Source organism: Exiguobacterium sp. HSB13 (genome assembly GCF_056764755.1).
The window spans coordinates 1,677,101-1,701,340 of the sequence record NZ_JBUZOM010000001.1; the positions used below are offsets into that span (position 1 = coordinate 1,677,101).

A 24,240-nucleotide genomic window follows, 5' to 3' on the forward strand; every position below is an offset into this window, starting at 1 on the left:
GTTACCCTTTTTCGGAAATCATTGAACGTTTAGTGCCGGAAAGGTAGTCGTCAAGTTTTCGATGAACGTATCGAATTCTTGGAAATCGAGTTGTTGGTTCGCATCAGACAACGCAAGTGCTGGGAACGGATGGACTTCGACCATGACAGCGTCTGCTCCAATCGCGTATGCCGCTTTTGCTGTTGGCAAGAGTAAATCCTTACGTCCTGTCGAGTGCGTGACATCGACCATGACAGGAAGATGCGTTTCTTGCTTCAGAATCGGAACTGCTGAGATATCAAGCGTGTTCCGTGTTGCACGCTCGTACGTCCGGATACCACGCTCACACAAGATGACTTGATCGTTACCACTTGCCATGATGTACTCAGCCGCGTACATGAATTCCTCGAGCGTTGCAGAAAGACCTCGTTTTAAAAGAACCGGTTTATTCGTACGACCGACTTCTTTGAGTAAATCGAAGTTTTGCATGTTGCGTGCGCCGACCTGGATGATGTCGACATATGGTAAAGCAGATTCAACGGCGCTCGGTGTCATGATTTCAGTGATGACATGCAAACCGTGCGCATCTGCTGCTTTTTTCAACATTTTTAGACCCTCGAGTCCTAGACCTTGGAAGTCGTAAGGCGATGTACGTGGTTTGTACGCTCCGCCTCGCATGAACTTCACGCCATGTTTCGCGAGCTGTTCCGCGACCTCAAATACTTGTTCTTCGCTCTCGACCGCACACGGTCCAGCGATCAATTGTTGCGAACCGTCTCCGATGACGGCATCTCCGATCCGGATGATCGTATTCGTCGGTTTTTGTTTCCGTGATACGAGTAATTTCCGAGTCCGATCTTCTCCTTGTAATTCGAGAGAAGCTTTGAAAATTTCTTTAAATACATGCTGAAGGCGTCCTGTTTCAAAAGGTCCATGGTTATTAGCGGCAATTGATTCGAGCATTTGACGTTCTCGAACAGGGTCGTATCGATCTAGCCCTTGTGCTCGTTTGACTTTTCCGATTTCGACGGCAATTTGACCACGTCGGTTCATCAATTCCAATAATTCTGCATTCACTAAATCGAGTTCATCACGTAATCTTTTTAATTCTGCATGTTGATCCATGTCCTACCACTCCCTAATCAGCATATAGCTCGTAATAGCAACTAATTATAGCGAACTCTTTCCCTGTTGTACATAAAGAAGCTGCATGATTTCTTAAAATATGAAAATAAATTACGTTTTTTCATATAATTTTTTTATGTTTTCTCTATAAGGAAACATAGAAAAAGAGCCCTCATGATGAGAGCTCCTCATTTATTGATTATTTCTTATGATTCACATCAGACTGCGGATCATTGTCTTCATCTTGTTCATCTGCTAACTGTTCACGTAACTCCGAAAGTTCAACGACCGTCTCCTTGTCGATTTCTTCTGCCACTGACGCCCCATCGACTTCGTCGCCAATTTCACGTTCGATGTCACGTACGAGTTGTTCTGCTTCTGCGAGAGCAGCATCAATGCTTGCCTGATCCTTCTCAAAGCCCGCATATTGTGCCGCTTCTTGAACCGTTGGATTATTCTTTGCTTTTTCAATGACAGGTGCTGCTTTATCTTTTGCTAGTTGAATCCACTCACCTACGAGTGGTTCTGCTTTTTCGCGAACGACTTGTGTCTGTTCCGTCAAACGTTGACGCGCAGGCGCTGTACGCTCATCGATCATGTCGCGCATCTCGCGGCCTGATTTCGGGCTAGAAAGGAGAGCTGCCGCAGCACCGATCAATCCACCAACGATGATTCCGGCAAGGAAGCCTCCTCCTTTAGAAGAATCTTGTGCTTGATATGGGTGTTGTTTCGTCATGATTTACGATCTCCCTTCAACTCATCTGGAATGCTTTCGACGTCTGGTACAGATACGACTTCCGGTGTGACCGGCGCCTCTGCCTTTTTCCGGAATCGACGACGTGGCTTTTTCTCAACCGTCGTCGTTGCCGTCGAATGATTTTGAACCGTAGTTTCTGCCGGTTTATTTTTCTTAAATAACTCTACAGCGACTGAGCCCCAACGGACTGCTTGCGCAATCTGTTCTTTATTCGTATCCGCCGCACCAGCAACCGTATCGGATACTGTTCGGACAGAATCTGTCACTTTGTTTAAAGACGTACCGAGTTCTTCGATCGAGTTTGCGACAGGTGCAAGCAATTCTGTTTTTTCTTCAATCGTATCTACCAGACGATTCGTCTTATGTAACAACGCTGTCGTCTCCATCATGATACCGTCTAATTGACGTTCAAGTCCTGCTGTCGTGTTGGCTACATTGTTGAGCGTCTTACTCGCAGCACCTAATACACGGGCAAGGAAAATGACGAGCACTACGAATGCGATCGCAGCGACTAATCCGGCGATTCCGCCTAATGTGATTTCCATGGTTCTTGCCTCCAATTTTTTTGCATAGTCTTTTATTGTTAGTTCGACGTGCAACAAGTCGTTCCTGCTACTCCAAATGGTTTATTTCCGTTACAATGATAATTGAAACCTATATCATCCATTTCGAGGGGGAAATTTCATGCGTGACCCACGTCTTACTCAACTGGCAACGAATCTGATTAACTATTCGGTTGCCCTTGAACCTGGTGAAAAAGTATTGATTGAAAACTTCGGCATCGAACGCGAACTGGTCGAGGCACTCGTTGAAGCTACCTACGCGGCTGGCGGTCATCCGTTCGTCTTACTTAAGGATAATCGTATCCTACGAAAATTATACCGAAATGCTTCAGAAGAGCAACTCCAATTGATGGCAGACATTGAACGCAAGCAGATGCAAGCGATGGACGCTTACATCGGACTACGTGCTGGTGATAACATCAATGAATTATCAGATGTGCCGGCTGAACAAATGAAACTGTACGGTCAAACGATCGGTAAGATGCACACACAAGATCGTGTCAAAGGAACGAAATGGGTCGTCCTTCGTTTCCCAACTGCATCGATGGCGCAACTTGCCAACCAATCGACAGAAGCATTCGAAGACTTCTACTTTGATGTCTGTACGCTTGATTATGAAAAAATGGGCCAAGCGATGGAACCACTCGTCGACTTGATGAACCGGACGGATCGCGTTCGCCTCGTCGGACCAGGAACGGATCTAACGTTTTCGATCAAAGACATCCCAGCCATCAAATGCGCTGGAAACGCCAACATTCCAGACGGCGAAGTCTTTACGGCACCGGTCAAGGATTCGGTCAACGGTGTCATCTCATATAACACACCATCTCCGTATCAAGGGTTCACGTTTGAAAACGTCAAACTGACGTTCAAAGACGGTAAAATCGTCGAAGCGACGGCAAACGATACAGATCGAATCAACCAAGTCTTCGATACAGATGCTGGTTCTCGTTTCATAGGCGAATTCGCGATCGGTGTCAATCCATTCATCCAGCATCCGATGAAGGATATCTTGTTTGATGAAAAGATCGATGGCAGCTTCCACTTCACACCAGGTCAAGCTTACGAAGAAGCCTACAACGGTAATGACTCATCCGTTCACTGGGATCTCGTTAATATCCAACGTCCTGATTACGGTGGTGGAGAAATCTGGTTCGACGACGTATTGATCCGCAAAGACGGTCGTTTCGTCCTTCCAGAACTCGAAGTCCTCAATCCTGAAAACTTGAAATAAGAAAAAGCGGATGGCTGATCCTTTACAGGACCGGGTCATCCGTTTTCTTTAACTTATTTTTTCAATGTCGCACGAAGCATCCAAATTTGTTTTTCGATTTCCTTCGCTTGACCAAGCAGATCATCTTCAACTGTCACGTCTTGTGCCTCAAGATGTTCAATCGCATCGAGCATCTCTTTTCGGACTTGTTGGAAGTCTTTGATGACGGAATCAATCATTTCATCTGCCGATAACCCCGATTTCGCTTCTTCAAGCGTCGTTTGCTCTAAATACTCTTTCAGTGTCGCAGAAGGTGTTCCGTTATTCATTAGGAGACGTTCCGCAACGACATCATATTGTTCAGACACCCATGTATACAGTTCTTCGAGCTTCTCGTGAAGCGTTAAGAAATCTGGTCCTTTAATGTACCAATGATAATTGTGGAGTTTAACGAACAGTACTCCATAGTTTGCTACCTGTTGATTTAAAGCTGATTTTGCATGATTACTGATCATCTGACATTCCCCTTTCCTGATTTCAAATGACGTCCTACTTCATCTTTATCCTTAAATAACAAAGGATAAACATCATTTTCAGGAAGAGTCATTCAACGAGGGCGTTTTAGACCTTTCAACATGTAGCCACCTTTAAAGTCGACGGAATCAAAGGCAACAAGGAAGGCCTTTGGTTCGTATTCCTCAACGAGATTACGTAACACTTTCATACGTGTTCGGGCTGCAAGAACATCTAACCGGTAACGGACACCGTCGCGTCCTTGTCCTTGATAATGTGTCACACCAAAACCATTATCGCGAATGACTTGAATCAGTTCCGCTGGAAATTCTTGCGTATGCACTTGAATCATATTGTAACCGATGGCGAGTTTTCGTTCGACATATCCACCGACGAGTATTCCTAGACCAAATCCGAGCGCATAAACGACCATACCAAGTGTCGTTAAGTCTTGGAACACGATTCCTAATGCAAAAATGTAAATCAATGTTTCAACCGTTCCAAATAATCCGGCAATGACGGTCCGCCCTTTGACGAGCATGATCGTCCGTAATGTCAAAACAGGAACGTAAATCAACTGGAGCAATAAGATGAGTAAAATCTGTCCCATGGTGTCTTTCCTTTCTGTTAATAACTTCAACACATACACACTATTTCAAACTTTATTTCAAGATGCAATCCTATTTTAGATTTTCCTCATCGGTTTTTTGAAATTACTATCATAATTCAAAATTACGACAAAAAAAGTGCCACTCCAGTCGAGTGACACTTTTGATTCTCGCTTATTTTACACTTTGGTATTGGTGCTGGTACGTTTGGATATCGCCTGCTCCCATGAACAGAAGCACAGCATTTTCATGCTGACGTAGAACAGAAACGTTGTCGCGCGTCAGAATAGAAGCTTGCGGAATCTTCTCTTGTAAATCTTCGACGCGAACTTGCCCTTCCTGCTCACGTGCCGATCCAAAGATTTCGCATAGATATGTCGCATCTGCTTCACGTAAAGAAGTCGCGAAATCATCCATGAATGATTTCAAGCGTGTGTACGTATGCGGTTGGAAAATCGCAATGACTTCACGGTCCGGATATTTCTTCCGTGCCGACTCAATCGTCGCGCTGATTTCCTTCGGATGGTGCGCGTAGTCATCTACTAGGATTTGTGTGCCGAATTCCGACTCACTGAAGCGACGTTTTACACCACCAAATGTGGCTAAACGTTCAGCAACGTCGTCTTTGCTCAATCCTTCGTACTGACAGATCGCAATGACAGAAAGTGCATTCAAGACATGATGACGACCGAATCCTGGAATGAGGAACGTGCCGTAGAAATCATCACGTAAATAGACATCAAATGATGTACCGTCTGGCGTTGACGTCGCGTTTTCTGCGCGGAAATCATTGTTTTCTCCAAATCCATAATAGAGAACAGGTACATTCGCTTGAATGTTTTGAAGATGCTCATCATCTCCACAAGCAACGATCGCTTGCTTAACCTGCATCGCCATCTCTTGGAATGCCGAAACGACGTCATCGATTCCTGTGAAATAATCCGAATGATCGAAGTCGATATTCGTCATGATAGCGTAGTCCGGCTTGTAATATAAGAAGTGACGTTTGTATTCACATGCCTCGAAGACGAATGCTTTCGCATCCTCTACTCCTGCTCCTGTCCCGTCTCCGATCAAGAAAGCTGTCGGTGTGATACCGCTCAAGACGTGTGAAAGCAAACCTGTCGTCGACGTTTTTCCGTGTGAGCCTGTAATGGCGACCGAACGATATTCATTTGCTAGGTGTCCTAAGAAATCGTAATAATGATGGATGGTTAAACCAAGTTCATTTGCCCGTGCGATTTCTGGGTGATCATCTCCAAAAGCATTTCCTTGGATGATGACATACTCTTCTTTGATGTTATCCGCATTGAACGGGAAAAATGGAATTCCCTTAGCCCGTAACGCGTCTTCAGTAAAAATGTGCTTTTCGATGTCTGAACCTTGCACCTCATGATTCATCTCATGTAGTACTTGGGCGAGCGCACTCATCCCTGTTCCTTTGATTCCAACAAAATGATACTTTGTCATATAAAAGCCCTCCAATTCACGTTCCGGTCCGTACCATCGGGCTCGGGTACAAAACCTGTACCATTATAGCAAACCGATTTATTTTTTACCATGTAAATTATTTTGTTCGCGACGTGCGCGATACATCGCCATCAAGTCTTTCGTTGTCATGACGACGTTGACAGGCGGTCCGACCGGTTTTTTCACTTCCGACTGAACAGGCTTATCCACCTCGGTAACAGATGACTCTTGATCTACTTCAATAGCAGATGTATCAAGAATCGGTGCGAAGCTCTCCAATTGTTGCTCAGCTTTTTTTTCATCAGCAGACGCTTCACTTGATGTCTCTGTCGGGACAGCTGATTGTTCCATGGTCTCACTGTTGGAAGATGTTTCAGTTACGTCCGTTTCTTCTACTTCCGTTACGGTCGGCACTTCTTCTCTCTCGAGTTCTTCACTTGTGCGAGGTTCCGGTACGAGCAATTCGACGTCCGTCACCGGTACAAGACCAGCATCTGCTTCCGCTTCGTCTACTACGATTTCTGTCGAAACAGTTGATTGTTCCACGGTCTCACTGTTGGAAGATGTTTCAGTTACGTCCGTTTCTTCTACTTCCGTTACGGTCGGTAGTTCTTCTCTCACGAGTTCTTCACTTGTGTGAGGTTCCGGTACGAGCAATTCGACGTCCGTCACCGGTACAAGACCAGCATCTGCTTCCGCTTCGTCTACTACGACTTCTGGCGCGATCAGTTCTTGATCCGTCAAAGCAACCTCATCGGTATTTCCCTCTTCCACTGATTCCGAAACCTGTTCACTCGTTTCCGTTTCTTCCGTAGCTTTTACGGTTTCCGATGCAGATTGCTTCGGACGTTGGAATCCATAAATCGGTGAAGGCACATCCGTTAAAACGAAGCGATCTTCACGCTCCTCTTTTTTCGGACGTTCCACCGGCTTTGTCTCACGTTCCCCTGCAAGCTCTCGACGAATCCGGGCAGCCTGCTCTTTTAGTGACTGTTCATAACGATTACTCATACGTTCACCCCTCCATCTTGTTAAAAAATCGGTCGAATCATCGACCGATTGAGAATGCTTCCCCTACTGCTTTTGTATCATCGAGTACAAGAATCCCTTTTTCTTGTGGTGCATCGACAAGTCCGAGCTCACGTGCTGAACAGAGCATACCGCTTGATGGTACGCCGCGTAACGCCGAAGGACGGATGATTAACCCAGACGGCATGACCGCTCCCGGTTTAGCAACGACTACTTTTTGACCCGCCGCTACATTCGGTGCTCCACAAACGATTTGTAAAGTTCCGTTATCTACTTCTACCTGACAGACCGATAATTTATCAGCATCCGGATGCTTCTCGCAAGAAGCAACGAACCCAACAACGAATTTCGGAGAATAATCCACTTGTTCGAGTGACAATTTGATATCTCGACTCGCCAGTTCCTTTTGGATGCGTGTTGCCAATTCTTCCGTCAATTCAACCGGTCCTTGTGTCTCGATTGTAAATGTAGTCGAAGCATCAAACAGGTTGTAACCGACGACACGATCACCATGCTTGATTGTTGCTACGTCTCCTTCACGAGTCGCTGTCACTTCCGCACGTGGTGCGTCTTCCAAAATGATCATTAAGACGTCGCCGACGCCCTCTTTATTATAAAACACATTCATTCAATCCATGACTCCCTTCCGTCTTTCTCACAATGCCTATTGTATCAGATTCTTCACTCTTTCGGCTGCTTGTTTTTCGCAAGGACGAAGACCGGCTCCAGATTACCATCTTCATATAAGAATGGTAATGCCGTGACCGGTACACGACCGTTCGAGAAGAAGTCAAACATCAGTTGCTGTAAGACATCATATCCGGCGTCATTCCGAATATCCGCGAAAATCAGCACATCCTGATGCGGAATCCCGACAGCGAATTCTCCTTCGATTTGCGCCGCATAATCGGCTAATAACGTCTTGTTCAAAACACGACTCGCCTCATATCCGTCACCGAGACTCAAGAAATAAAAGATATTCCCTGCGACTTCATCTTGTTTAAATGGCGCATCAAGCGATTTCACATTAAAACGCGCTGCTTCTGATAGCTGTTCAGCTGTCCATTCAGCAGACGCTAGTAACTCCTCATCAATCAAACGATACGTCGCCCCTAAATCAAGTGCGTACATGATTTTCGTCTCACCTGTATGTGGTGTACTGACAAGCGTCTTCCCTTCTTTTGTCGTATCGGCAAACGATTTAGCACGAATGACAGGAAAGATTTTTTGCTCTTGTCCAACGAGTGAGATTTGATCCGTTTGTCCGAGTACAGCACGGATATATTCGATCGTCTCTTCGACTGCGATGACACCTCTTCGTTTTGCTTTTGCGACAAGCGGATTCAATCCGACATCAACGCCTGATTTATCGTGCTTTCGCTCAATTCGTAATACAGACTTTTCACGATCGAAATATGTCGTGTACCCTTCTTCTTCAAATGTTTGTGTCATCATTCTTCGGATTTGTTGTAGTTCCATTCGAATTCATCCTTTCTATCATGAAAAAAAGCGAGTCAGCGCTCGCTTTTTTCTTAAACCGTCTCTAAAAATGCTGTCACCTGTTCTGGTGTCTTGCGCTCTTTCCCGACATAACGCCCTGTCTCTTCTCCATCGCGGAACGCAACAAAGCTTGGAATTCCGAAGATGTCCATTTCCTGGGCAATTTCAATATGATCGTCGCGATCGACGTAGTAAAACTCGAGGCCGTTAAATGTTTGCTCGATTTCCGGCATGAACGGATCTAAGAAGCGGCAATCCGGACACCAGTTTGCTGAGAATAAAAAGACGGCATTTCCTTGTTTTGCTGTATCGAATTCTTGTTTGGATTGTAATGTTTTCATGATGATTTCCTCCTTTGATTTCCCTAGAAGTCATTGCCCTCATCATAGCATATTCAATTGTGGCTGTGCGTTTTCGTGCTTGGTTTGCTATACTGCAACTAGAAAACACCTGGAAAGGACTTCACTATGGCAGATCAACCAATCAAACATCCGTTCGAACGCTTCGTCGGCTTCGTCGGCATGACGAGTTGTTTACGTTACGGCTATTCTTTCATTGATTCCGAACGGAGCTTACCGGAAATCTTTTTGTATTTGGTCGTCGGTTTTGCGATCATCATTTTACTTGAAGCACTCGGAAAACGACTCGCTCGAAAATTACCCGTCGTACGCATGCGGTATTTGACTCCACTTTATCTCATTTATCTCTACGTTTTCTTTACGAGTTTTTATTCAAGTTCATTTGGATTCTCTTTATGAAAAAAGCTGATTCAAAAAGTCATATGCTTGTTCGTCCACCATCCGGTCAAACAGGCATATCCTTTAGAATCAGCTTTTTGTACTTAATATTCGATTTTTAAGTCGCCATCTTGAATTCGCCCAAAGCGTCGTAAGACACGATAGATGAAATAACTGATGATACCAGGCGCAAGGAAACAGAGGACAGCAACTGCTAGGTAATACTCCATTTCGAACCCCATCGTTTTTAATAACATCAACGGACCAACGAATCCGCTCGTACCCATACCAGAACCTTCTGGATTGCTCTCAAGCATTAACAGAACAGTCGCGAATGGCGCTAGTATAGCACCAGCTACCGTCGGTGGTAGAAGAATCCAAGGATTTCGAATGATATTCCCTACTTGTAACATCGATGTTCCAATCCCTTGGGCAACCACACCACCGATTCCGTTATCACGGTAACTGATGATGCCAAATCCAATCATCTGTGCCGCACAACCGATCGTCGCCGCCCCTGCAGCAAGTCCATCCAAACCAAGCATGATTCCAAGCGCAGCACTCGAAATCGGCGCTGTCAATGCAAGACCCATGACGGTAGCAACGAAAATTCCCATGAATAATGGTTCGCGTTCCGTTCCCCAACGAATCAACTCGCCCAGATCCGTCATGCCTTTTCCAATCCACTTCCCTGCGTAACGTCCGGCAACGAATCCAGCTAGTAACGTAACGAACGGCGTCAATAAAATATCAAGTCGCGTCGTCTTTGAAACGAGTTTTCCGATCTCTGTCGCAAGAAGCGTTGCAATATAACTACCTGCTGGTCCTCCTGCTTCATATCCGAACGCACCAACGGCAACTGCCGCAAACAAGATAAGCGGTGGTGCCTCAAGTGCAAATGCTACGGCCACACCGATTGCTGGTCCCGTCAGCGCGATGGCCTGCTCTCCTAACTGAATGAGGAACTTCGCCTCTACACCACGATCCACCAATCCTTCACCAATCGTCCGCACGATCAATCCCATGATCAACGAACTAAACAAACCAAGTGCCATATAACTTAATACGGTGATGAAATATACTTTAGGGCTGAGTGAAATCCCTTTTTGTTTGAACATCTTGTCACGTCCTTTTCTTAACATCGCGTATCATTATATCAAATCTCCTTTCTATCCGACTACATTGTTTTTTCAACTGACAAGACAGTTCACACTTACGTCGTTCTTTTAAACAAAAACAGACAGTGGATTCAAATCCACTGTCTGTCATTTCATTCACTTGACTTGTAGCGTCGCGAGCGTCGTCGTATCGAGGTTCGTGACGAGTTTTCGAAGCAATTCCTTCGCCGCATCATAATCATCTGTATGCATGATCGATGCATGCGTATGGATGTAGCGGGCTGGTAAGCCAACAACTGTCGTTGGAATCCCATTATTCGAACGATGGATGACACCACCATCGGTTCCACCTGCACCGACATAGTATTGGTACGGGATTTTGTTCGATTCTGCCGTATCGAGGACGTAATTCGTCATCTCTTTTGAGAGGATCATGACACTGTCTTTGATTCGAAGCAATGGTCCTTGTCCGAGTTGACCGAATTCCGTTTTGTCTCCTGATGCATCATTGGCAGGAGAAGCGTCGACGACGAACGCGACGTCGGGATCGATGAGCGCTGTCGCTGTTTGCGCACCGCGCAATCCAACTTCTTCTTGAACCGTTGCACCCGAGAACAAAATGTTCGGATGATCCGCTGCTGTCGTCTCTTCCAACAATTCAATCGCCATTCCGACACCATAGCGGTTATCCCATGCTTTCGCCATGATTTTCTTCGGATTCGCCATCGGTGTGAACGGGAAGAATGGTACGGCAGGAATACCTGGACGTACACCAAACGATTCCGCCTCTTCTTTGGAGTCCGCACCGATATCGATGAACATGTCTTTGATCGCCATTGGCTTATTGCGTACTTCTTCTGTCAATAAGTGTGGTGGAATCGATGCGATGACACCAGGGATGACACCGTTGTCCGTACAGATCGAGAAGCGTTGCGCAAGCAACACTTGACTCCACCAGCCACCGAGCGGTTGAATCCGTAACATTCCGTTCTTCGTGATTTGCGTCACCATGAATGCCACTTCGTCCATGTGTCCGGCAACCATGACTTTCGGTCCTGTCGCATCGCCTGTTCGTTTTCCGAAAATCGAACCGAGTCCATCCGTAACGATCTCATCCGTGACAGGTGTGATGCGTTCGCGAACGAACTGACGAACGTCGTGCTCAAACCCTGGTGCCCCATTCAATTCCGTCAGTGTTCGAAATAACTCTCTCGTTTTTTCATTCATATGTATCGCCTCCTGCTTCTCATTATACAAAAAATTGCTTCTATCACTTAACCTTTTGTTTCTCTCTGAACGAATTATTTGGTACAGTAGGAATAGAACCTGTAAGGAGGGGAATTTTAATGAAAAAACGCTATTGGATTATCGGATTGGCAGCAGCTGTCGTCGCCGCTTTCGCAGTGAAGAAAGCCGTTGATAACAAACAACTTTCTGCCGAGGAAGCGCTCGAAATCACGAAACGCACATTTTCAGCAAAAGGACGTGTCCAAGGTGCATGGATCTCTGCAACACCAGAGGCTTACGCATATGAGTCACGTGACTACCAAAGCTACAAAGGTGGCATCTCGGTCCTTGAAGGTGATGACGAAAAAACGTATCAATTCACAGTTGATGCCGAAACTGGCGCTTTACTCGAATACGCTTAATCAAAAGACCGTGCTTCGATCGACGAAGTACGGTCTTTTTTCCACGTTCATGTAAAGGAGGTATGATTCATGTCGATTCTTGCTACGCTGTTCGTTATCCTCGTTGCTTTGGAACACTTTTATATTTTAGCACTTGAAATGTTCTTTCTTTCTTCCAAAGCGGCTCGTCGAACGTTTGGTTTAACGGACGAAGCTGTTGCATCACAACAAATTCGCACACTTTTTGCGAACCAAGGCTTATATAATGGGTTTTTAGCAGCCGGATTAGTATTCGGTCTGATTCGTGAGGATGTCGCTGTCCAATTGTTCTTTTTAGCGTGTGTCATCATCGCTGCGCTTTATGGTGCCGCGACCGCCAATCGCTCTATTTTACTCAAACAAGGCTTGCCTGCCATACTTGCTTTCATCTTTGTATTGCTTGCATGAGAAAAGCCCCTATCCGATTGGATAGAGGCTTTTTTTGATTAACGCGGGTTGTCGTTGCGTTCGTAGATCGGGTTCATGTATTCCGTCGTCGAGTATAGACGTGGAACAACGATGTATAAGATGACCGCTGGTACAGCGATGATCAACAACATCAAGAGCATCGGTAACCAGTAGACGACTTTTTGTTGAAGATTATCCGAGTTGCCGTCGATGTATTCTTTTACACCATCAACTTTTGCAGCATCGGCACTCGTCAACAATTTACCGCTATCGGCATTGAAGAAGTGGATTTCACGTTTGATTGTGATGAAGATGCCGTCACGGACTGTCTCGATGACAGCGATCCCGCCAATGACTTCTTCTCCTTTTTCATTCGTGAACGTCTTCGGATCCTCGATTTCGACCGAACCTTTTTTATAATCGTAATGCGTCGTTGGTAATTCCTCATTTAATGCTTTCGTCATTTCTGAGGTATCAACCGCAGCAAGTACCGATTGACCGATACTTAATGCGAGAAAGAGCGCCGTTACGAAGGCTAAGCTTTTCTGCCACATCCCCAAATTCCCCCTTTACCTATAAGTACAAGTTCTTCAGTCAACAACATTGTACCAATTAATAAGAAAAAAGTGTGAAAGAAATACCAGGAAAATAAGAAAACTTTTTGTCTAAATTAATTTTGGTACGTTGCTTCCATCCGATAAATCGGTTGACCCATTGATGAAAAACGCTCTTCGTACTCTGTCCGGACGTTATCTTCCGGTTCATTCGCATGTAAATCAAGCGACATCCAGTCGAAGCGCATGCCGTATGCTGACATCGTCATCAAACTCGATTCGAACAACTTTCGATTATCTGTCTTGAAGTGGATTTGACCTTTCGCCGGTAAAATATCTTCATATGTCGAGAGGAATGTTTTATACGTCAAGCGGCGTTTCGCATGACGTGTCTTTGGCCATGGATCAGAGAAGTTCAAGTACACGCGGGCCACTTCGCCTTTTTCAAAGTAATCACGTAGGTCTTTTGCATCGACCGTCAAGACGCGAACGTTCGATTGTGGTGTCTCGACCAATTTTTGAACGATTGTCACGGCAACGCTTTCGAATAATTCAATCGCGATGAAGTTGACATCCGGGTGTTGGTGCGCCATTCCGGTAATGAAGGCTCCTTTCCCTGATCCCACTTCGATATAGATCGGATTATCATTTTTGAACTCGCTAGCCCATGCTCCTTTAAGAGATGCTGGTTCTGCTATATAGATCGAGGATTGTTCCTTCATATAATCCTGCGCCCATGGTTTATGTCGTAAACGCACTATCGTTCATCCTTTCCAAACTTAAATTATCCGCAGATAAGTTTATCATGATTCGGGTAATTATATAAGAACTTCTTCATTTCCTTTCGAAGAATGTTCAGCAGTTCGTCACTTGAGAAATAGTGAGCATTCTAATACACTTAAGGTACGTAAGAACCGAAAAGGAGGGCTATCCTGTGGATGATTTCTTGATTAGTTGGGCATCTCCCATCGTTCTCGTATTGGGAATCACTGCTTTGTTCGTCTGGGCGACTTTCGGAAAAGTCGACGTCGAATAAGAGCAATCTCTGTACCTTGTGTAATCGTACACAAGGTACTTTTTTTATTTTCTAAACGATTTTAGGTTGGTTTTACCATGAAACAGATGTATACTTTTTTTGAAACAGATAATTTATTACAGCTATCGAACACCAAAAACGTTGGTAAAAAGGAGAATTGTAATGAACGAAAATAAAAACAGTGATTCAAAAGAACTAGTACAGAAGAAAACAGGTGCGGATCTCGTCGTCGATTCACTCATCGAGCAGGGTGTCGATTACATCTTCGGTATTCCCGGCGCCAAAATCGATTCCGTCTTCAATGTGTTACAGGACCGGGGACCTGAACTCATCGTTGCACGCCACGAACAAAATGCTGCCTTCATGGCTCAAGCCATCGGACGCTTAACGGACAAACCGGGTGTTGTCCTTGTGACATCTGGTCCTGGGGCATCGAATTTAGCGACTGGTCTTGTGACGGCAAACTCTGAAGGTGACCCTGTTGTCGCAATTGCCGGAGCTGTCACGCGAGCCGATCGTTTAAAACGAACACATCAGTCAATGGACAATCAGGCACTCTTTACACCGATTACGAACTTCAGTGCGGAAGTGCAAGATGCCGACAACATTCCAGAAGTATTATCGAATGCTTTCCGAACAGCTGAAACGACAGCCGGAGCTGCTTTCGTCAGTATCCCGCAAGACGTCGGGCTAAGCGAAGCGAACGTCACGGCGTTCCGTGCGGTCGAAGCACCAAAGCTTGGTGTGGCACCAGAAGCATGGGTCGACGAGACGGCTCGCTTGATTCAAGATGCAAAACTCCCTGTCTTGTTACTCGGTATGCGTGCGAGTCAACCAGACGTCGTACACGCGATTCGTTCGTTACTCAAAAACGTCTCGATTCCTGTCGTTCAGACATTCCAAGCAGCCGGCACATTATCACGTGAGCTTGAATCGAATTTCTACGGACGTGTTGGATTGTTCCGTAATCAGCCAGGAGATGCGTTACTTGCAGAAGCGGATCTTGTCCTCTCGATTGGATATGACCCAATCGGTTATGACCCGAAATTCTGGAACCAACCAACGCACGAACGGACGCTTGTTCACATCGATCAAATGCGTGCTGAAATCGATCACTTCTATCGTCCAGATCATGAGCTTGTCGGTGATATGGCGAAAACAGTCGACGCAATCGCTGAACGCCTGCAACCACTCACATTACCGGAAAGCTCGGTTCAGTTCCTTGAAGGATTACATCAACGTCTTGTCGATCGTGATGTTCCTCCTGTCGCGGATTCTCCATTGACGCATCCACTTTATTTCATGAAGACGTTACGCGAAAAAATTGCGGACGATGTCACCGTCACGGTCGATGTCGGCTCACACTATATCTGGATGGCACGTCACTTCCGTTCGTACGAACCGCGCCACCTCCTCTTTAGTAACGGGATGCAAACGCTCGGTGTCGCACTTCCTTGGGCAATCGCAGCTACACTCGTCCGTCCCGGAAAGAAAGCTGTCTCGATTTCAGGTGACGGCGGATTCCTCTTCTCTGCAATGGAACTTGAGACAGCTGTCCGTTTGAACTCACCACTCGTCCACTTCGTTTGGCGTGACAGCGGATTCGATATGGTCGCGTTCCAACAAGAGATGAAATACAAACGAAAATCCGGTACGTCATTTGGTGACGTCGATCTCGTCAAATATGCGGAGAGCTTTGGAGCAAAAGGACTACGCGTCAATCATCCTTCGGAACTCGCAGCAATCATGGACGAAGCACTCGCGACAGACGGTCCTGTCATCGTCGATGTGCCGATCGATTACCGCGACAACATTGCACTCGGAGAACAAGTTCATCTCGATCAATTGAACTAAGGAGGATTCACATGGCACACGATAAAACACTCGTCCAGATTTCAACGATGATGGCACTGCTTGACGGCGTATTCGAGAGCGAAGTAACATACGCTTCTATCCTTGATCAACGCGATTTCGGTATTGGAACGTTTGATCACTTAGACGGCGAGATGATTGGATTCGATGGTCAGTTTTATCAACTCCGCTCAGATGGTAGCGCTCGACCGCTCCAACCTGAGACGACGACGCCTTTCGCGACATTGACCCATTTCGAGCCGGAACAAACCCTGACCGTGACGGAAGAGATGTCAAAAGCGACGTTTGAGCACTGGCTGAACGAACAACTCCCAACGATCAATAGCTTTTATGCTATCCGGATCGATGGAGCATTCACAGAAGTGCAAACACGTACCGTCGCGCGTCAGGAGAAACCATTTGTTCCGATCACGGAAGCTGTCGCCTCTCAAAGCGCTCGTACGTTTGAGCACACGGAAGGAACGCTTGCCGGATACTATACACCACGATTCGGTCACGGGATCGCCGTTGCCGGATATCATCTTCATTTCATCGATGCTGCCCGCGAAGGTGGTGGTCACGTCTTTGACTACACAGTCAAGAACGTCACCGTCACATTCGAAGAAAAGCCGCAACTTGATTTACGTCTACCGACGACAGAGGCTTATCGATCGGCGGATCTCGAAAGTCACGATATTGAAAAAGAGATTAAAATCGCAGAAGGTTAAGCAAAAAAGCGTGTCGTTCCTTTTCGGAATGACACGCTTTTTAGTCGTTTGAGTATTCAAGTAGCTGTTCAAGAAAATGATAACTGTCCTCGACATCCGGATGACGCGTATCTTCATACCAGTAGAGTGACAAGACCGCTTGCGCTACGACATACCAGTGCATACGTCGCTTCAAATCACTCGTCAATGGATGTCCATAATGTTCAAACCATTCTGGCCAAGCCGCTTCGTCCACATAACTGTATAACATCATCCCAAGATCGTACGCACGATCAGCAATGATCGCATCATCCCAATCGTTCAAGTAGAGTTGACCATCTGCTCCCGTCAACCAGTTATTGTGGTTCAAATCCGAATGACAAACGACCTGCTCATCCGTTCTTACCTGCTCCAGATTTTGTTCGAGGTAAATCATCGCATGTTCCACGAGCTCCGGATCCTCTAAATCATCTGGTTGGAAGTACAAACGACATTGTCGCAATAACTCATCAGGTTCAATCGGGCGCTGATCAAGCTGTTGTAGCATGAACAGTAATTCCTTCGAATCATGGATTTTCCCAAGCAAACGTGCTACTTCAGGACGTTCCATCATTTCGGGTTCCAACTCGTCGCCTTCAATGAACTGTTGGGCGCTGATGACGTCCCCACTATAAATCCGTTTCGTCCATAATAACTTCGGAACGATTCCGTCTGCGGATAAAATCGCCAAAAACGGCGATGAATTTCGTTTTAAGAACAACTTCGATTGTCCGGTTGAAGCGATGTACGCTTCTCCTGTGATTCCACCTGCTGGCGTAAGGGTCCAGCCTTCGCCAAGCGCATCTAAAATATCTAATTCCATTATAATCCGCTCAACTTTTTTAGTAGATTTGCCTAAGGCACAATGCTTATCTTAACACGTTGCGATCGTCGTTGACAACGGAAGGACCTGAATCCTGTCGACACCTTTCAGAAGCGGGTCGACCGAGGCCTCATCCCCTTGTACATGCACATTCCAGCGCGAATGATCCAGTCCGATTTCCACGATTTCGCGCGTCGTATTGTAAACGATAAACGTGCGTTGCCATGCATCATATGAGTGGACTGCTCCAAGTTCATAAGCGATGACACCCGGACGTAAGTCGATGAAATGAAGCAACTCGCGAATCTGATTCGCTCGGTGCAATCGGAATCCGCCATGCATCCTACGAATCTGCAAAATCGTCTTGATGTAGGTTACAAGGGACAGATGATCATCCCGCCGTTCCCAGTCCATTCGATTGATCTCGTCTGGTGCGTTATAGCTGTTCTCAACACCTTGTTTCGTACGCAAAAACTCTTGACCTGCGTGAAGAAACGGAATCCCTTGCGCAAACAAGGCAATCGTCTGAGCTAGGCGACTCATCCGCAATAATTGCTGTTCATCCGCCTCTGGACAAGATAATTTTAATTTATCGTATAACGTATGATTGTCATGCGCCTCGACATAATTGATGGAATAGGTAGGTTCCGGAAAACGTCCGTACGTTTGATTGTCAATGTGGATACTTCCCGCAATCCCGTTTCGGACCTCCCCTTCCTTCCATCCATCTCCGGCAACGAATCCTCGGTCGAACTCACTGAACGTCGATCCTTTTAACGCGTCACGGAACACATCATTAAAGTGGGCAATCCGCGGCATTTGCGCAGCAGAGGCACTCATCGCCTTCAATCGTTCCGGCAACGCTGTCGCAAGATCCCACCCTTCTCCATACACTAGAATCGTTGGATCAATCGCATCGAGCGCCGCACGAACATCGTTCATCGTCTCAATGTCATGAATCCCCATCAAATCAAATCGAAAGGCATCAATGCGGTAGACACGAGCGAAGTACGTCAAACAGTCGACGATGAGGCGGCGCATCATGAATCGCTCGGATGCGGTATCGTTTCCGACACCCGTTCCGTTCGATAATGTCCCATCTACTTCGTAACGGAAATAATAACCAGGAACAAGCTGTTCGAGAGAGGAGCGTTCTCGAATGAAGACGTGATTCATGACGACATCGAATGTGACACGAATGCCTGCTTCATGGAGCCGCTCTACCATTTCCGCGTACTCTTTGACGCGAACGAGTGGTTCAACCGAACTCGCATAACTCCCAGCTAGCCCGAACCAAAGCATCGGGTCGTATCCCCAGTTATATGGAGACCGCGTCCGTTCATCGGTCGTCTCAAAAAAGTGGACTGGTAGCAATTGCAGATGGGTGATCCCGAGATCCAGAAGATAATCAAGTCCCGTCGCATAGCCTCGAGGAGAGCGCGTCCCTCGTTCCGTTATCCCTGCGTATTGACCCGGATGACTTGAACCAGCTGAGTGATCGATCGTGAAATCACGAATATTTGCTTCATAGATGACAGCGTCTGACGGTTTGACGAACAGAGGACGCGCGACGCGCTTCGGGAACCACTTAGTAATCGTCCGTTCGACGTCAACGATGACACCGTATCGACCATTCTCAGATATCGCACTAGCGTACGGATCAACGACCTCCTGTTTGCCAAGGTATGTCGTCACTTCATACCGATACCAGCACTCTGCGATATCTTGTTCCAGTTCAAGATGATAAGCACCTTGCTCTTGTCGCTCCATTTCGTACTTTCCAATCAAATGTTCATCTTGATCGTACACGACACACATGATCCGTTCTGCGACCGGCGACCAAACAGCAAAGTGAAATGCGCCCTCTTCTTCCCAGACGCCGAGTTTCCCTTCGTAGCGGTACTTGCGCTCGAATGCTTCCGTTCGGACTAACCGATCGGGAACGACGCGGATCGATCTCCCTGCTCCGAATACCTCATATCGGCATTCTAGCTCGACCGGTTCCAGAACCGTCAATTCATAAATCACCAATTGTTCCTCACGGTGTGTCTCGACTTGCTGGATCGCAAGTGATTGTCCATCACATTCAAGCGACCAGTGGATTGACGGATTGCCTTCGACCTCGACCCGGATGCTTTGGAACGATAAGAACTCCGCCCGGATCACTGGTATCGCTACTTCTTGGTTCGTCATCTCTTTCGCAACGACAATGCCGTCGCTCCCTCCCTTACTCTTGGATTCGAGACTGTCCCTCACTTTGAATCGCCTTGTGAAACGGAATCGATACCGTCTCTTTTAGGATCTTTTCGCATACCCGCATCTGAAATGCCTTTGTATGTGTCGCATTCGCATTCATCCGTTGGACCCAATTCGGAAAATCGACTTTATTGACATAAGTCGTCGTCGTTTCTTTTGGAATTTGATCAAAATAACCTGAAGGGGCGAGGATGACTCGTTCAATCGGCAAGACGTAATCTCGTCCGAGTACGACCCGTAAAATATCTTCTGTCCGCTTTAAACCGATGTTCGGATTCAAAATTTGTTTTGCAGAAGCCTTGAACGGCTGCTCCCGCCATAACTTATCTCGCCGTATATGATAGATACTTTCGTCACCATCGAGCCATTCCATGATATAGATCGCGGACGGACCGACGACGAACGGACTCAACTCGACTTCTCCGACTTGATATTGGATGACCGCTCGATAAAACATCGCATATTGTTCATTTAGTAGATGCAACATCTGGTAGAAGTCTAAATGACGTTTCAATGGAATTCGCCAAATGTCCTCCTCCCCTGCTCCGCCAGTGACGTTCAAGAGTTTTTGTAATTCGAGACGTTTTTTGTACCATTTATCAAACGCTCTTCGAGATAATTGTTTCCCTGGAAGTTGAATGACTTCACTTTTTTTCATCACTTGCCACCACTTCTTCGGACGGATGAGCGTCTCTCCTGGAAACAACTCTCCTGCCTCCCATCTGCGATAGACATGGGCATAATCAAGTGCCTGGTGTTCACCGAATCGTTTCGTCATCTCTAGCGGATTTTTTTCAAATCGACTATCTAAGTCATATAGTTTCATCAAAATTGCGATGGGGATCACCTCATTCCTCTTCACCTAGATGAATCCGGTAAACCGGCTCATATCGCGGTGAAACCTCTGGTCGTACTTCAAATAGAACGAGTTCACGAACAGTCCACTCTACTGATCGGATCGGACTCGTCTCCCATTCGGCTGCCTCAACGTGCCATTTTTTCGCGATCGTGACATGCGGAACGAATGGTCTGGTCGAATTCGGATCAATCTGTTCCACTAATTGAAACAACTCCTCCGATTCTGTTCCAAATCCTACGACGCGTGGCCGTTCATCCCGACCAAACGTGATCAAACGATCGAATCGTAGCACGAAAGGTTCCATCGTACGTGCGATCTGCTGTAACTGCTGTTTCCACGACTGCTGTTCTTTTTCCTCCAATGGACCAAAGAAACGAAGCGTCAAATGGTACTCTTCTAACGTATAGATGTTTCGAAAATAATCAGATAGAGATAAACACTTAGCGATATTCGCTAAATCTTCAGAAGGAATCGGTAAGGCAATGAAAAAGTGTCGTTCCTGTCTCATCGCATCTTCACTCCTTCATTCGACCACTGATGCCGTACAGCACGGCACCGAGAACACTACTACTTGTATATACCCAAAAGACGATATAGATTGTACTCTTCTCGAGTACAAAACCACTCATCAGATTAAACAACGCTGTCGCGAGTCCCGTCGTCGTTGCCATATATGTACTGACAGCTGTTGCGACCATCGTCTCTGGAACGAGCGATCGGACATAATCTAAGGCGACAGGAATCAACAGACCTACGATCATTCCTTGCATCGCAGATAATACCCATAGCATGACGATTGGAAGTTCTAAAGCAATCATCGCCGTCCGCGCAGCCGACAACAAGGAGACGAATACAAGAACCGGAATCGCTCCGAATCGTAATAACAGACGCGAAGCGATGCGCATAAACGGAATTTCGCACAGAACGGCGACAAAGAATAGTGTTCCGACGAGTGCTGTCGTCTCGCCACGAATCGTGACGTAGCTGCCAAAGTAATAATTGTTGGCGAAGATGGGTCCGAAGATTAAACTCCCCCCTGCTAGGAACAATAAGAAACGCCGATTCGAAAAGAGCTGCTTTAACGGTACGGATTGCTGATGTGAAATATGGACGCTGCCCGTCTCTTCAATACCGATCAGCACAAGGAAACCGAGAACCCATGCTGCACCGGTTGCATAAAAAATCAGATTTAGTCCGCCACCCTCAGTGATTTGCCCAAGAATGAAAACAGCTAAAGCGAACCCTGCTGAGCCAAAAAGACGTAAAGCACCATAATCCACCTTACGCTTTCGCGTGTACTCGATCGCTAATGTATCCACGAGCGGAATATGCGCGCACTGGAACAACGCCCAGACGCAAGAAATCAATAGTAAAAGTAGATAAGCAGACGTCAGTAAGTAACTGAGTGTAAAAATACCGGCAGCAAGCATCGCGACGAGTAAGAGTCGTTTCGGCTTCCCGAGGCGATCCGCCGCGATTCCCCAGACAGGTTGTAGAAAAATGGAGAGAATCGGTCCAATCGCAACGATCGTTCCAATCTCTGAAGCCGACAGTCCGAACGCGTCGTTTGAGAAATAAAGCGCGAGATACGGAATGAGCGCTCCTTGTCCAAAGAAAATAAAGAAATATAAGGCTTGGAAATGATAGGTTTGACGATTTTTCACACGGAACTTCCTTTCAAGAAGCAATCCCCCCATCTTTACGATGCGGGGATCATCAATCGTTATTTTGCGAGCTCATAAATCGCTTCTGCATAGATTGCGACAGCAAGCAATAGTTCATCAAAATCAACATATTCATCGACTTGGTGGGCAACTTCAGGACCACCCGGGAAGACTGGACCAAAAGCTACTCCCGCCGTCAACGAACGCGCATATGTGCCGCCACCAATTGCTATCAAATCAGCTGATTGGTTCGTATGGCGCTCATAAACGGCACTTAGCGTCTTGATCAATTCATGGTTTGGATCGACATGGTGCGGTGTCATATGCGTCCGCGTCTGCAATTCAAAACCATATCCTGCCGCAGCTTCCTTGATGATTTGCAAACGTTCCGTGAAGTCTGCTGTATACGGGTAACGGATATTAATCGATGCCGTTCCTTGCTCTTCAGCGTAACGGAATACACCGCCATTGATCGTCAAGTCACCTGTTTCATCCGAAGCAGCGACACCGATCGCTACACCGCGAGAATCCCGGAACATATGCGTCACGAGTTGAATGTAACGACGACCGTTATAATCCAAGTGAAGCGTATTGAGGAAACGTGCCAAATGTAAGGCAGCATTTTTACCATTGTCCGGCTCCATCGCATGGGCTGCGACACCGTTGACATCAAGGACGAGACCTTCCGTTTCTTGCTTGACTGTTCCCGTCAAACCTTGTTCTTCAAGATAAGCATGGAAATCCGTTTCAAGCGTTCCTACTTCGACGACACGAAGAAGCGCTTGGGCATGACCTGGAACCATGTTTGGACGTTCACCACCTTCGAAGCGAACGAGATGGTAGCCTGTATCCGAGGCTTGCGCTGGTTTCCCTTGAATCAATAACCCGTCATAGAGTCCTTTTTCCGCATTGATGATTGGGAAGTCGGCATCTGGTGCAAAACCGAGTGTTGGCATCTCTTCATGTTTGAAGTAATGATTGACACAACGCCATTCACTCTCCTCATCCCCTCCTGCAATCAAACGGATGCGTTTTGAGAGCGGTAAGCCAAGTTCTTTGACGATTTTCAGGGCATAATACGCTGCCATCGTCGGTCCTTTATCATCGATTGCTCCGCGCGCATACAGTTTTCCATCTACAAGCGTCGGGTTGAACGGACCGTATGTCCAGTGATCGCCACCAGCTGGAACGACGTCTAAGTGACAAAGAATACCGAGTAACTCTTCCCCTTGACCATACTCCAAATGTCCTGCATACCCATCGACATTTTTTGTCGTGAACCCATCGCGTTCCCCTGTCGCGAGCATCCAATCGAGGGCACGTTTGACTTCATGACCAAACGGTGCGCCCTCTTCGATCGTCGATTCGTCGAGTACACTCGGAATCCGTAATAGTTCTTTTAAATCTTCTAATAAGTCCTCGCGACGTGCGAGTACTTCCTCTTTCCAATTCACCATCTGATTTCGCTCCTTCATTACGGGTTTTGGATTCGTTTCCTATACACCTTTCTAGTATAGCGAATATTCGTTCAGATACGAACATCCAAATTCTGTTTTCTTTTTTATTTATCGAAATGACGAACATTAATTTAAAATAAACCATAAATCATCGACTTTACAAACCATTTGAATATGTTTTTTATGAAAACGTTCGGTTAAATTACTTGCATTTTAATATCAAAACGTTATACTAAAGGCGAAACAACTGGATATTGCATTGTCTTTTGTCACCCGAAGCTTTAGAACACTATTCTATCCATTGGGG

General features: G+C 46.3%; 27 protein-coding genes. 7 read left to right on the plus strand and 20 right to left on the minus strand.

Translation table 11 applies throughout. The features are described 5' to 3' along the window. Positions 1 to 18 precede the first annotated feature (18 nt). The 3 genes from ACZGCQ_RS08915 to ACZGCQ_RS08925 all read right to left on the minus strand — a co-directional run bounded on the left by ACZGCQ_RS08915 (position 19) and on the right by ACZGCQ_RS08925 (position 2,406). Positions 19 to 1,104, minus strand: coding sequence for a bifunctional 3-deoxy-7-phosphoheptulonate synthase/chorismate mutase (locus tag ACZGCQ_RS08915; RefSeq protein WP_023469069.1), 1,086 nt, complete (start codon positions 1,102 to 1,104; stop codon positions 19 to 21). Between the two features lie 199 nt (positions 1,105 to 1,303). Continuing rightward, complete coding sequence (locus ACZGCQ_RS08920) at positions 1,304 to 1,840, minus strand: YtxH domain-containing protein (RefSeq protein ID WP_481266049.1); 537 nt, start codon at positions 1,838 to 1,840, stop codon at positions 1,304 to 1,306. Further along, a complete protein-coding gene (locus ACZGCQ_RS08925; RefSeq protein ID WP_029342359.1) occupies positions 1,837 to 2,406 on the minus strand; it encodes a DUF948 domain-containing protein in 570 nt (189 codons plus the stop codon). The genes ACZGCQ_RS08920 and ACZGCQ_RS08925 overlap by 4 nt, the downstream gene beginning before the upstream one ends. 139 nt (positions 2,407 to 2,545) lie before the next feature. Here ACZGCQ_RS08925 and ACZGCQ_RS08930 point away from each other — a divergent pair, with 139 nt between their 5' ends. Continuing rightward, positions 2,546 to 3,658: an aminopeptidase gene (locus ACZGCQ_RS08930; protein WP_481266050.1), complete on the plus strand. Its 1,113-nt coding sequence runs from the start codon at positions 2,546 to 2,548 to the stop codon at positions 3,656 to 3,658. A gap of 53 nt (positions 3,659 to 3,711) precedes the next feature. Here ACZGCQ_RS08930 and ACZGCQ_RS08935 read toward each other — a convergent pair whose 3' ends face one another. The 7 genes from ACZGCQ_RS08935 to ACZGCQ_RS08965 form a co-directional block, all read right to left on the minus strand. Beyond that, positions 3,712 to 4,152 carry a Dps family protein gene (locus ACZGCQ_RS08935; protein ID WP_023469073.1) on the minus strand — a complete coding sequence of 147 codons (441 nt, stop codon included), beginning with the start codon at positions 4,150 to 4,152 and terminating at the stop codon, positions 3,712 to 3,714. 92 nt (positions 4,153 to 4,244) lie between these two features. Further along, the gene (locus tag ACZGCQ_RS08940) at positions 4,245 to 4,760 is read right to left on the minus strand and encodes a DUF2179 domain-containing protein (protein ID WP_023469074.1); all 516 of its coding nucleotides are present in this window, start codon (positions 4,758 to 4,760) and stop codon (positions 4,245 to 4,247) included. Between the two features lie 172 nt (positions 4,761 to 4,932). Beyond that, positions 4,933 to 6,228 (minus strand): UDP-N-acetylmuramate--L-alanine ligase, encoded by a 1,296-nt coding sequence (gene murC, locus ACZGCQ_RS08945; RefSeq protein ID WP_481266051.1) that lies wholly within the window; start codon positions 6,226 to 6,228, stop codon positions 4,933 to 4,935. Between the two features lie 78 nt (positions 6,229 to 6,306). Then, the gene (locus ACZGCQ_RS08950; protein ID WP_481266052.1) at positions 6,307 to 7,239 is read right to left on the minus strand and encodes a hypothetical protein; all 933 of its coding nucleotides are present in this window, start codon (positions 7,237 to 7,239) and stop codon (positions 6,307 to 6,309) included. A 37-nt stretch (positions 7,240 to 7,276) separates the two neighbouring features. Continuing rightward, a complete protein-coding gene (gene ytpR, locus ACZGCQ_RS08955) occupies positions 7,277 to 7,885 on the minus strand; it encodes a YtpR family tRNA-binding protein (RefSeq protein WP_481266053.1) in 609 nt (202 codons plus the stop codon). Positions 7,886 to 7,938: 53 nt separating this feature from the next. After that, positions 7,939 to 8,736: a DUF1444 domain-containing protein gene (locus tag ACZGCQ_RS08960; protein ID WP_029342364.1), complete on the minus strand. Its 798-nt coding sequence runs from the start codon at positions 8,734 to 8,736 to the stop codon at positions 7,939 to 7,941. A gap of 53 nt (positions 8,737 to 8,789) precedes the next feature. Continuing rightward, positions 8,790 to 9,098 carry a thioredoxin family protein gene (locus ACZGCQ_RS08965; protein WP_481266054.1) on the minus strand — a complete coding sequence of 103 codons (309 nt, stop codon included), beginning with the start codon at positions 9,096 to 9,098 and terminating at the stop codon, positions 8,790 to 8,792. A gap of 126 nt (positions 9,099 to 9,224) precedes the next feature. On the opposite strand from ACZGCQ_RS08965, the gene ACZGCQ_RS08970 reads away from it, so the two are divergent. After that, a complete protein-coding gene (locus ACZGCQ_RS08970; protein WP_023469080.1) occupies positions 9,225 to 9,515 on the plus strand; it encodes a hypothetical protein in 291 nt (96 codons plus the stop codon). An 83-nt stretch (positions 9,516 to 9,598) separates the two neighbouring features. Here the strand turns inward: ACZGCQ_RS08970 and ACZGCQ_RS08975 are convergent, their stop codons facing one another. Together ACZGCQ_RS08975 and ACZGCQ_RS08980 are read right to left on the minus strand one after the other, a co-directional pair. Then, complete coding sequence (locus ACZGCQ_RS08975) at positions 9,599 to 10,612, minus strand: PTS sugar transporter subunit IIC (protein ID WP_481266055.1); 1,014 nt, start codon at positions 10,610 to 10,612, stop codon at positions 9,599 to 9,601. Positions 10,613 to 10,768: 156 nt separating this feature from the next. Further along, on the minus strand, positions 10,769 to 11,839 hold the full coding sequence (locus ACZGCQ_RS08980) for a M42 family metallopeptidase (RefSeq protein WP_481266056.1): 1,071 nt from the start codon (positions 11,837 to 11,839) through the stop codon (positions 10,769 to 10,771). Positions 11,840 to 11,958: 119 nt separating this feature from the next. On the opposite strand from ACZGCQ_RS08980, the gene ACZGCQ_RS08985 reads away from it, so the two are divergent. Together ACZGCQ_RS08985 and ACZGCQ_RS08990 are read left to right on the plus strand one after the other, a co-directional pair. Continuing rightward, positions 11,959 to 12,261: a PepSY domain-containing protein gene (locus tag ACZGCQ_RS08985; protein ID WP_012371126.1), complete on the plus strand. Its 303-nt coding sequence runs from the start codon at positions 11,959 to 11,961 to the stop codon at positions 12,259 to 12,261. 69 nt (positions 12,262 to 12,330) lie between these two features. Beyond that, the gene (locus ACZGCQ_RS08990) at positions 12,331 to 12,687 is read left to right on the plus strand and encodes a DUF1304 domain-containing protein (RefSeq protein ID WP_029342368.1); all 357 of its coding nucleotides are present in this window, start codon (positions 12,331 to 12,333) and stop codon (positions 12,685 to 12,687) included. 38 nt (positions 12,688 to 12,725) lie between these two features. Here ACZGCQ_RS08990 and ACZGCQ_RS08995 read toward each other — a convergent pair whose 3' ends face one another. Together ACZGCQ_RS08995 and trmB are read right to left on the minus strand one after the other, a co-directional pair. Then, positions 12,726 to 13,241 carry a hypothetical protein gene (locus ACZGCQ_RS08995; protein WP_058703918.1) on the minus strand — a complete coding sequence of 172 codons (516 nt, stop codon included), beginning with the start codon at positions 13,239 to 13,241 and terminating at the stop codon, positions 12,726 to 12,728. Positions 13,242 to 13,357: 116 nt separating this feature from the next. Further along, entirely contained in the window at positions 13,358 to 13,999 is a 642-nt protein-coding gene (gene trmB / locus ACZGCQ_RS09000) for a tRNA (guanosine(46)-N7)-methyltransferase TrmB (RefSeq protein ID WP_029342370.1), read from the minus strand. A 176-nt stretch (positions 14,000 to 14,175) separates the two neighbouring features. Here trmB and cydS point away from each other — a divergent pair, with 176 nt between their 5' ends. The 3 genes from cydS (at position 14,176) to budA (ending at position 16,856) form a co-directional block, all read left to right on the plus strand. Further along, positions 14,176 to 14,277, plus strand: a complete 102-nt coding sequence (gene cydS / locus ACZGCQ_RS09005) for a cytochrome bd oxidase small subunit CydS family protein (RefSeq protein WP_023469087.1) — start codon at positions 14,176 to 14,178, stop codon at positions 14,275 to 14,277. A gap of 162 nt (positions 14,278 to 14,439) precedes the next feature. Continuing rightward, the gene (gene alsS, locus ACZGCQ_RS09010; RefSeq protein WP_481266057.1) at positions 14,440 to 16,131 is read left to right on the plus strand and encodes an acetolactate synthase AlsS; all 1,692 of its coding nucleotides are present in this window, start codon (positions 14,440 to 14,442) and stop codon (positions 16,129 to 16,131) included. A gap of 11 nt (positions 16,132 to 16,142) precedes the next feature. Next, on the plus strand, positions 16,143 to 16,856 hold the full coding sequence (gene budA, locus ACZGCQ_RS09015; protein ID WP_481266058.1) for an acetolactate decarboxylase: 714 nt from the start codon (positions 16,143 to 16,145) through the stop codon (positions 16,854 to 16,856). Positions 16,857 to 16,896: 40 nt separating this feature from the next. Here budA and ACZGCQ_RS09020 read toward each other — a convergent pair whose 3' ends face one another. The 6 genes from ACZGCQ_RS09020 to pepV are packed head-to-tail and all read right to left on the minus strand — an operon-like array spanning position 16,897 to position 23,933. Then, a complete protein-coding gene (locus ACZGCQ_RS09020; RefSeq protein WP_481266059.1) occupies positions 16,897 to 17,697 on the minus strand; it encodes a phosphotransferase family protein in 801 nt (266 codons plus the stop codon). A 51-nt stretch (positions 17,698 to 17,748) separates the two neighbouring features. Next, the gene (pulA, locus tag ACZGCQ_RS09025) at positions 17,749 to 19,890 is read right to left on the minus strand and encodes a type I pullulanase (protein ID WP_481266060.1); all 2,142 of its coding nucleotides are present in this window, start codon (positions 19,888 to 19,890) and stop codon (positions 17,749 to 17,751) included. A 34-nt stretch (positions 19,891 to 19,924) separates the two neighbouring features. Continuing rightward, positions 19,925 to 20,779, minus strand: coding sequence for a hypothetical protein (locus tag ACZGCQ_RS09030; protein WP_481266061.1), 855 nt, complete (start codon positions 20,777 to 20,779; stop codon positions 19,925 to 19,927). Between the two features lie 22 nt (positions 20,780 to 20,801). Beyond that, positions 20,802 to 21,320 (minus strand): RNA 2',3'-cyclic phosphodiesterase, encoded by a 519-nt coding sequence (gene thpR, locus ACZGCQ_RS09035; protein WP_481266062.1) that lies wholly within the window; start codon positions 21,318 to 21,320, stop codon positions 20,802 to 20,804. A 7-nt stretch (positions 21,321 to 21,327) separates the two neighbouring features. Continuing rightward, the gene (locus ACZGCQ_RS09040; RefSeq protein WP_481266063.1) at positions 21,328 to 22,476 is read right to left on the minus strand and encodes an MFS transporter; all 1,149 of its coding nucleotides are present in this window, start codon (positions 22,474 to 22,476) and stop codon (positions 21,328 to 21,330) included. Positions 22,477 to 22,535: 59 nt separating this feature from the next. After that, positions 22,536 to 23,933, minus strand: a complete 1,398-nt coding sequence (gene pepV / locus ACZGCQ_RS09045) for a dipeptidase PepV (protein WP_133207628.1) — start codon at positions 23,931 to 23,933, stop codon at positions 22,536 to 22,538. Positions 23,934 to 24,240: the final 307 nt, after the last annotated feature.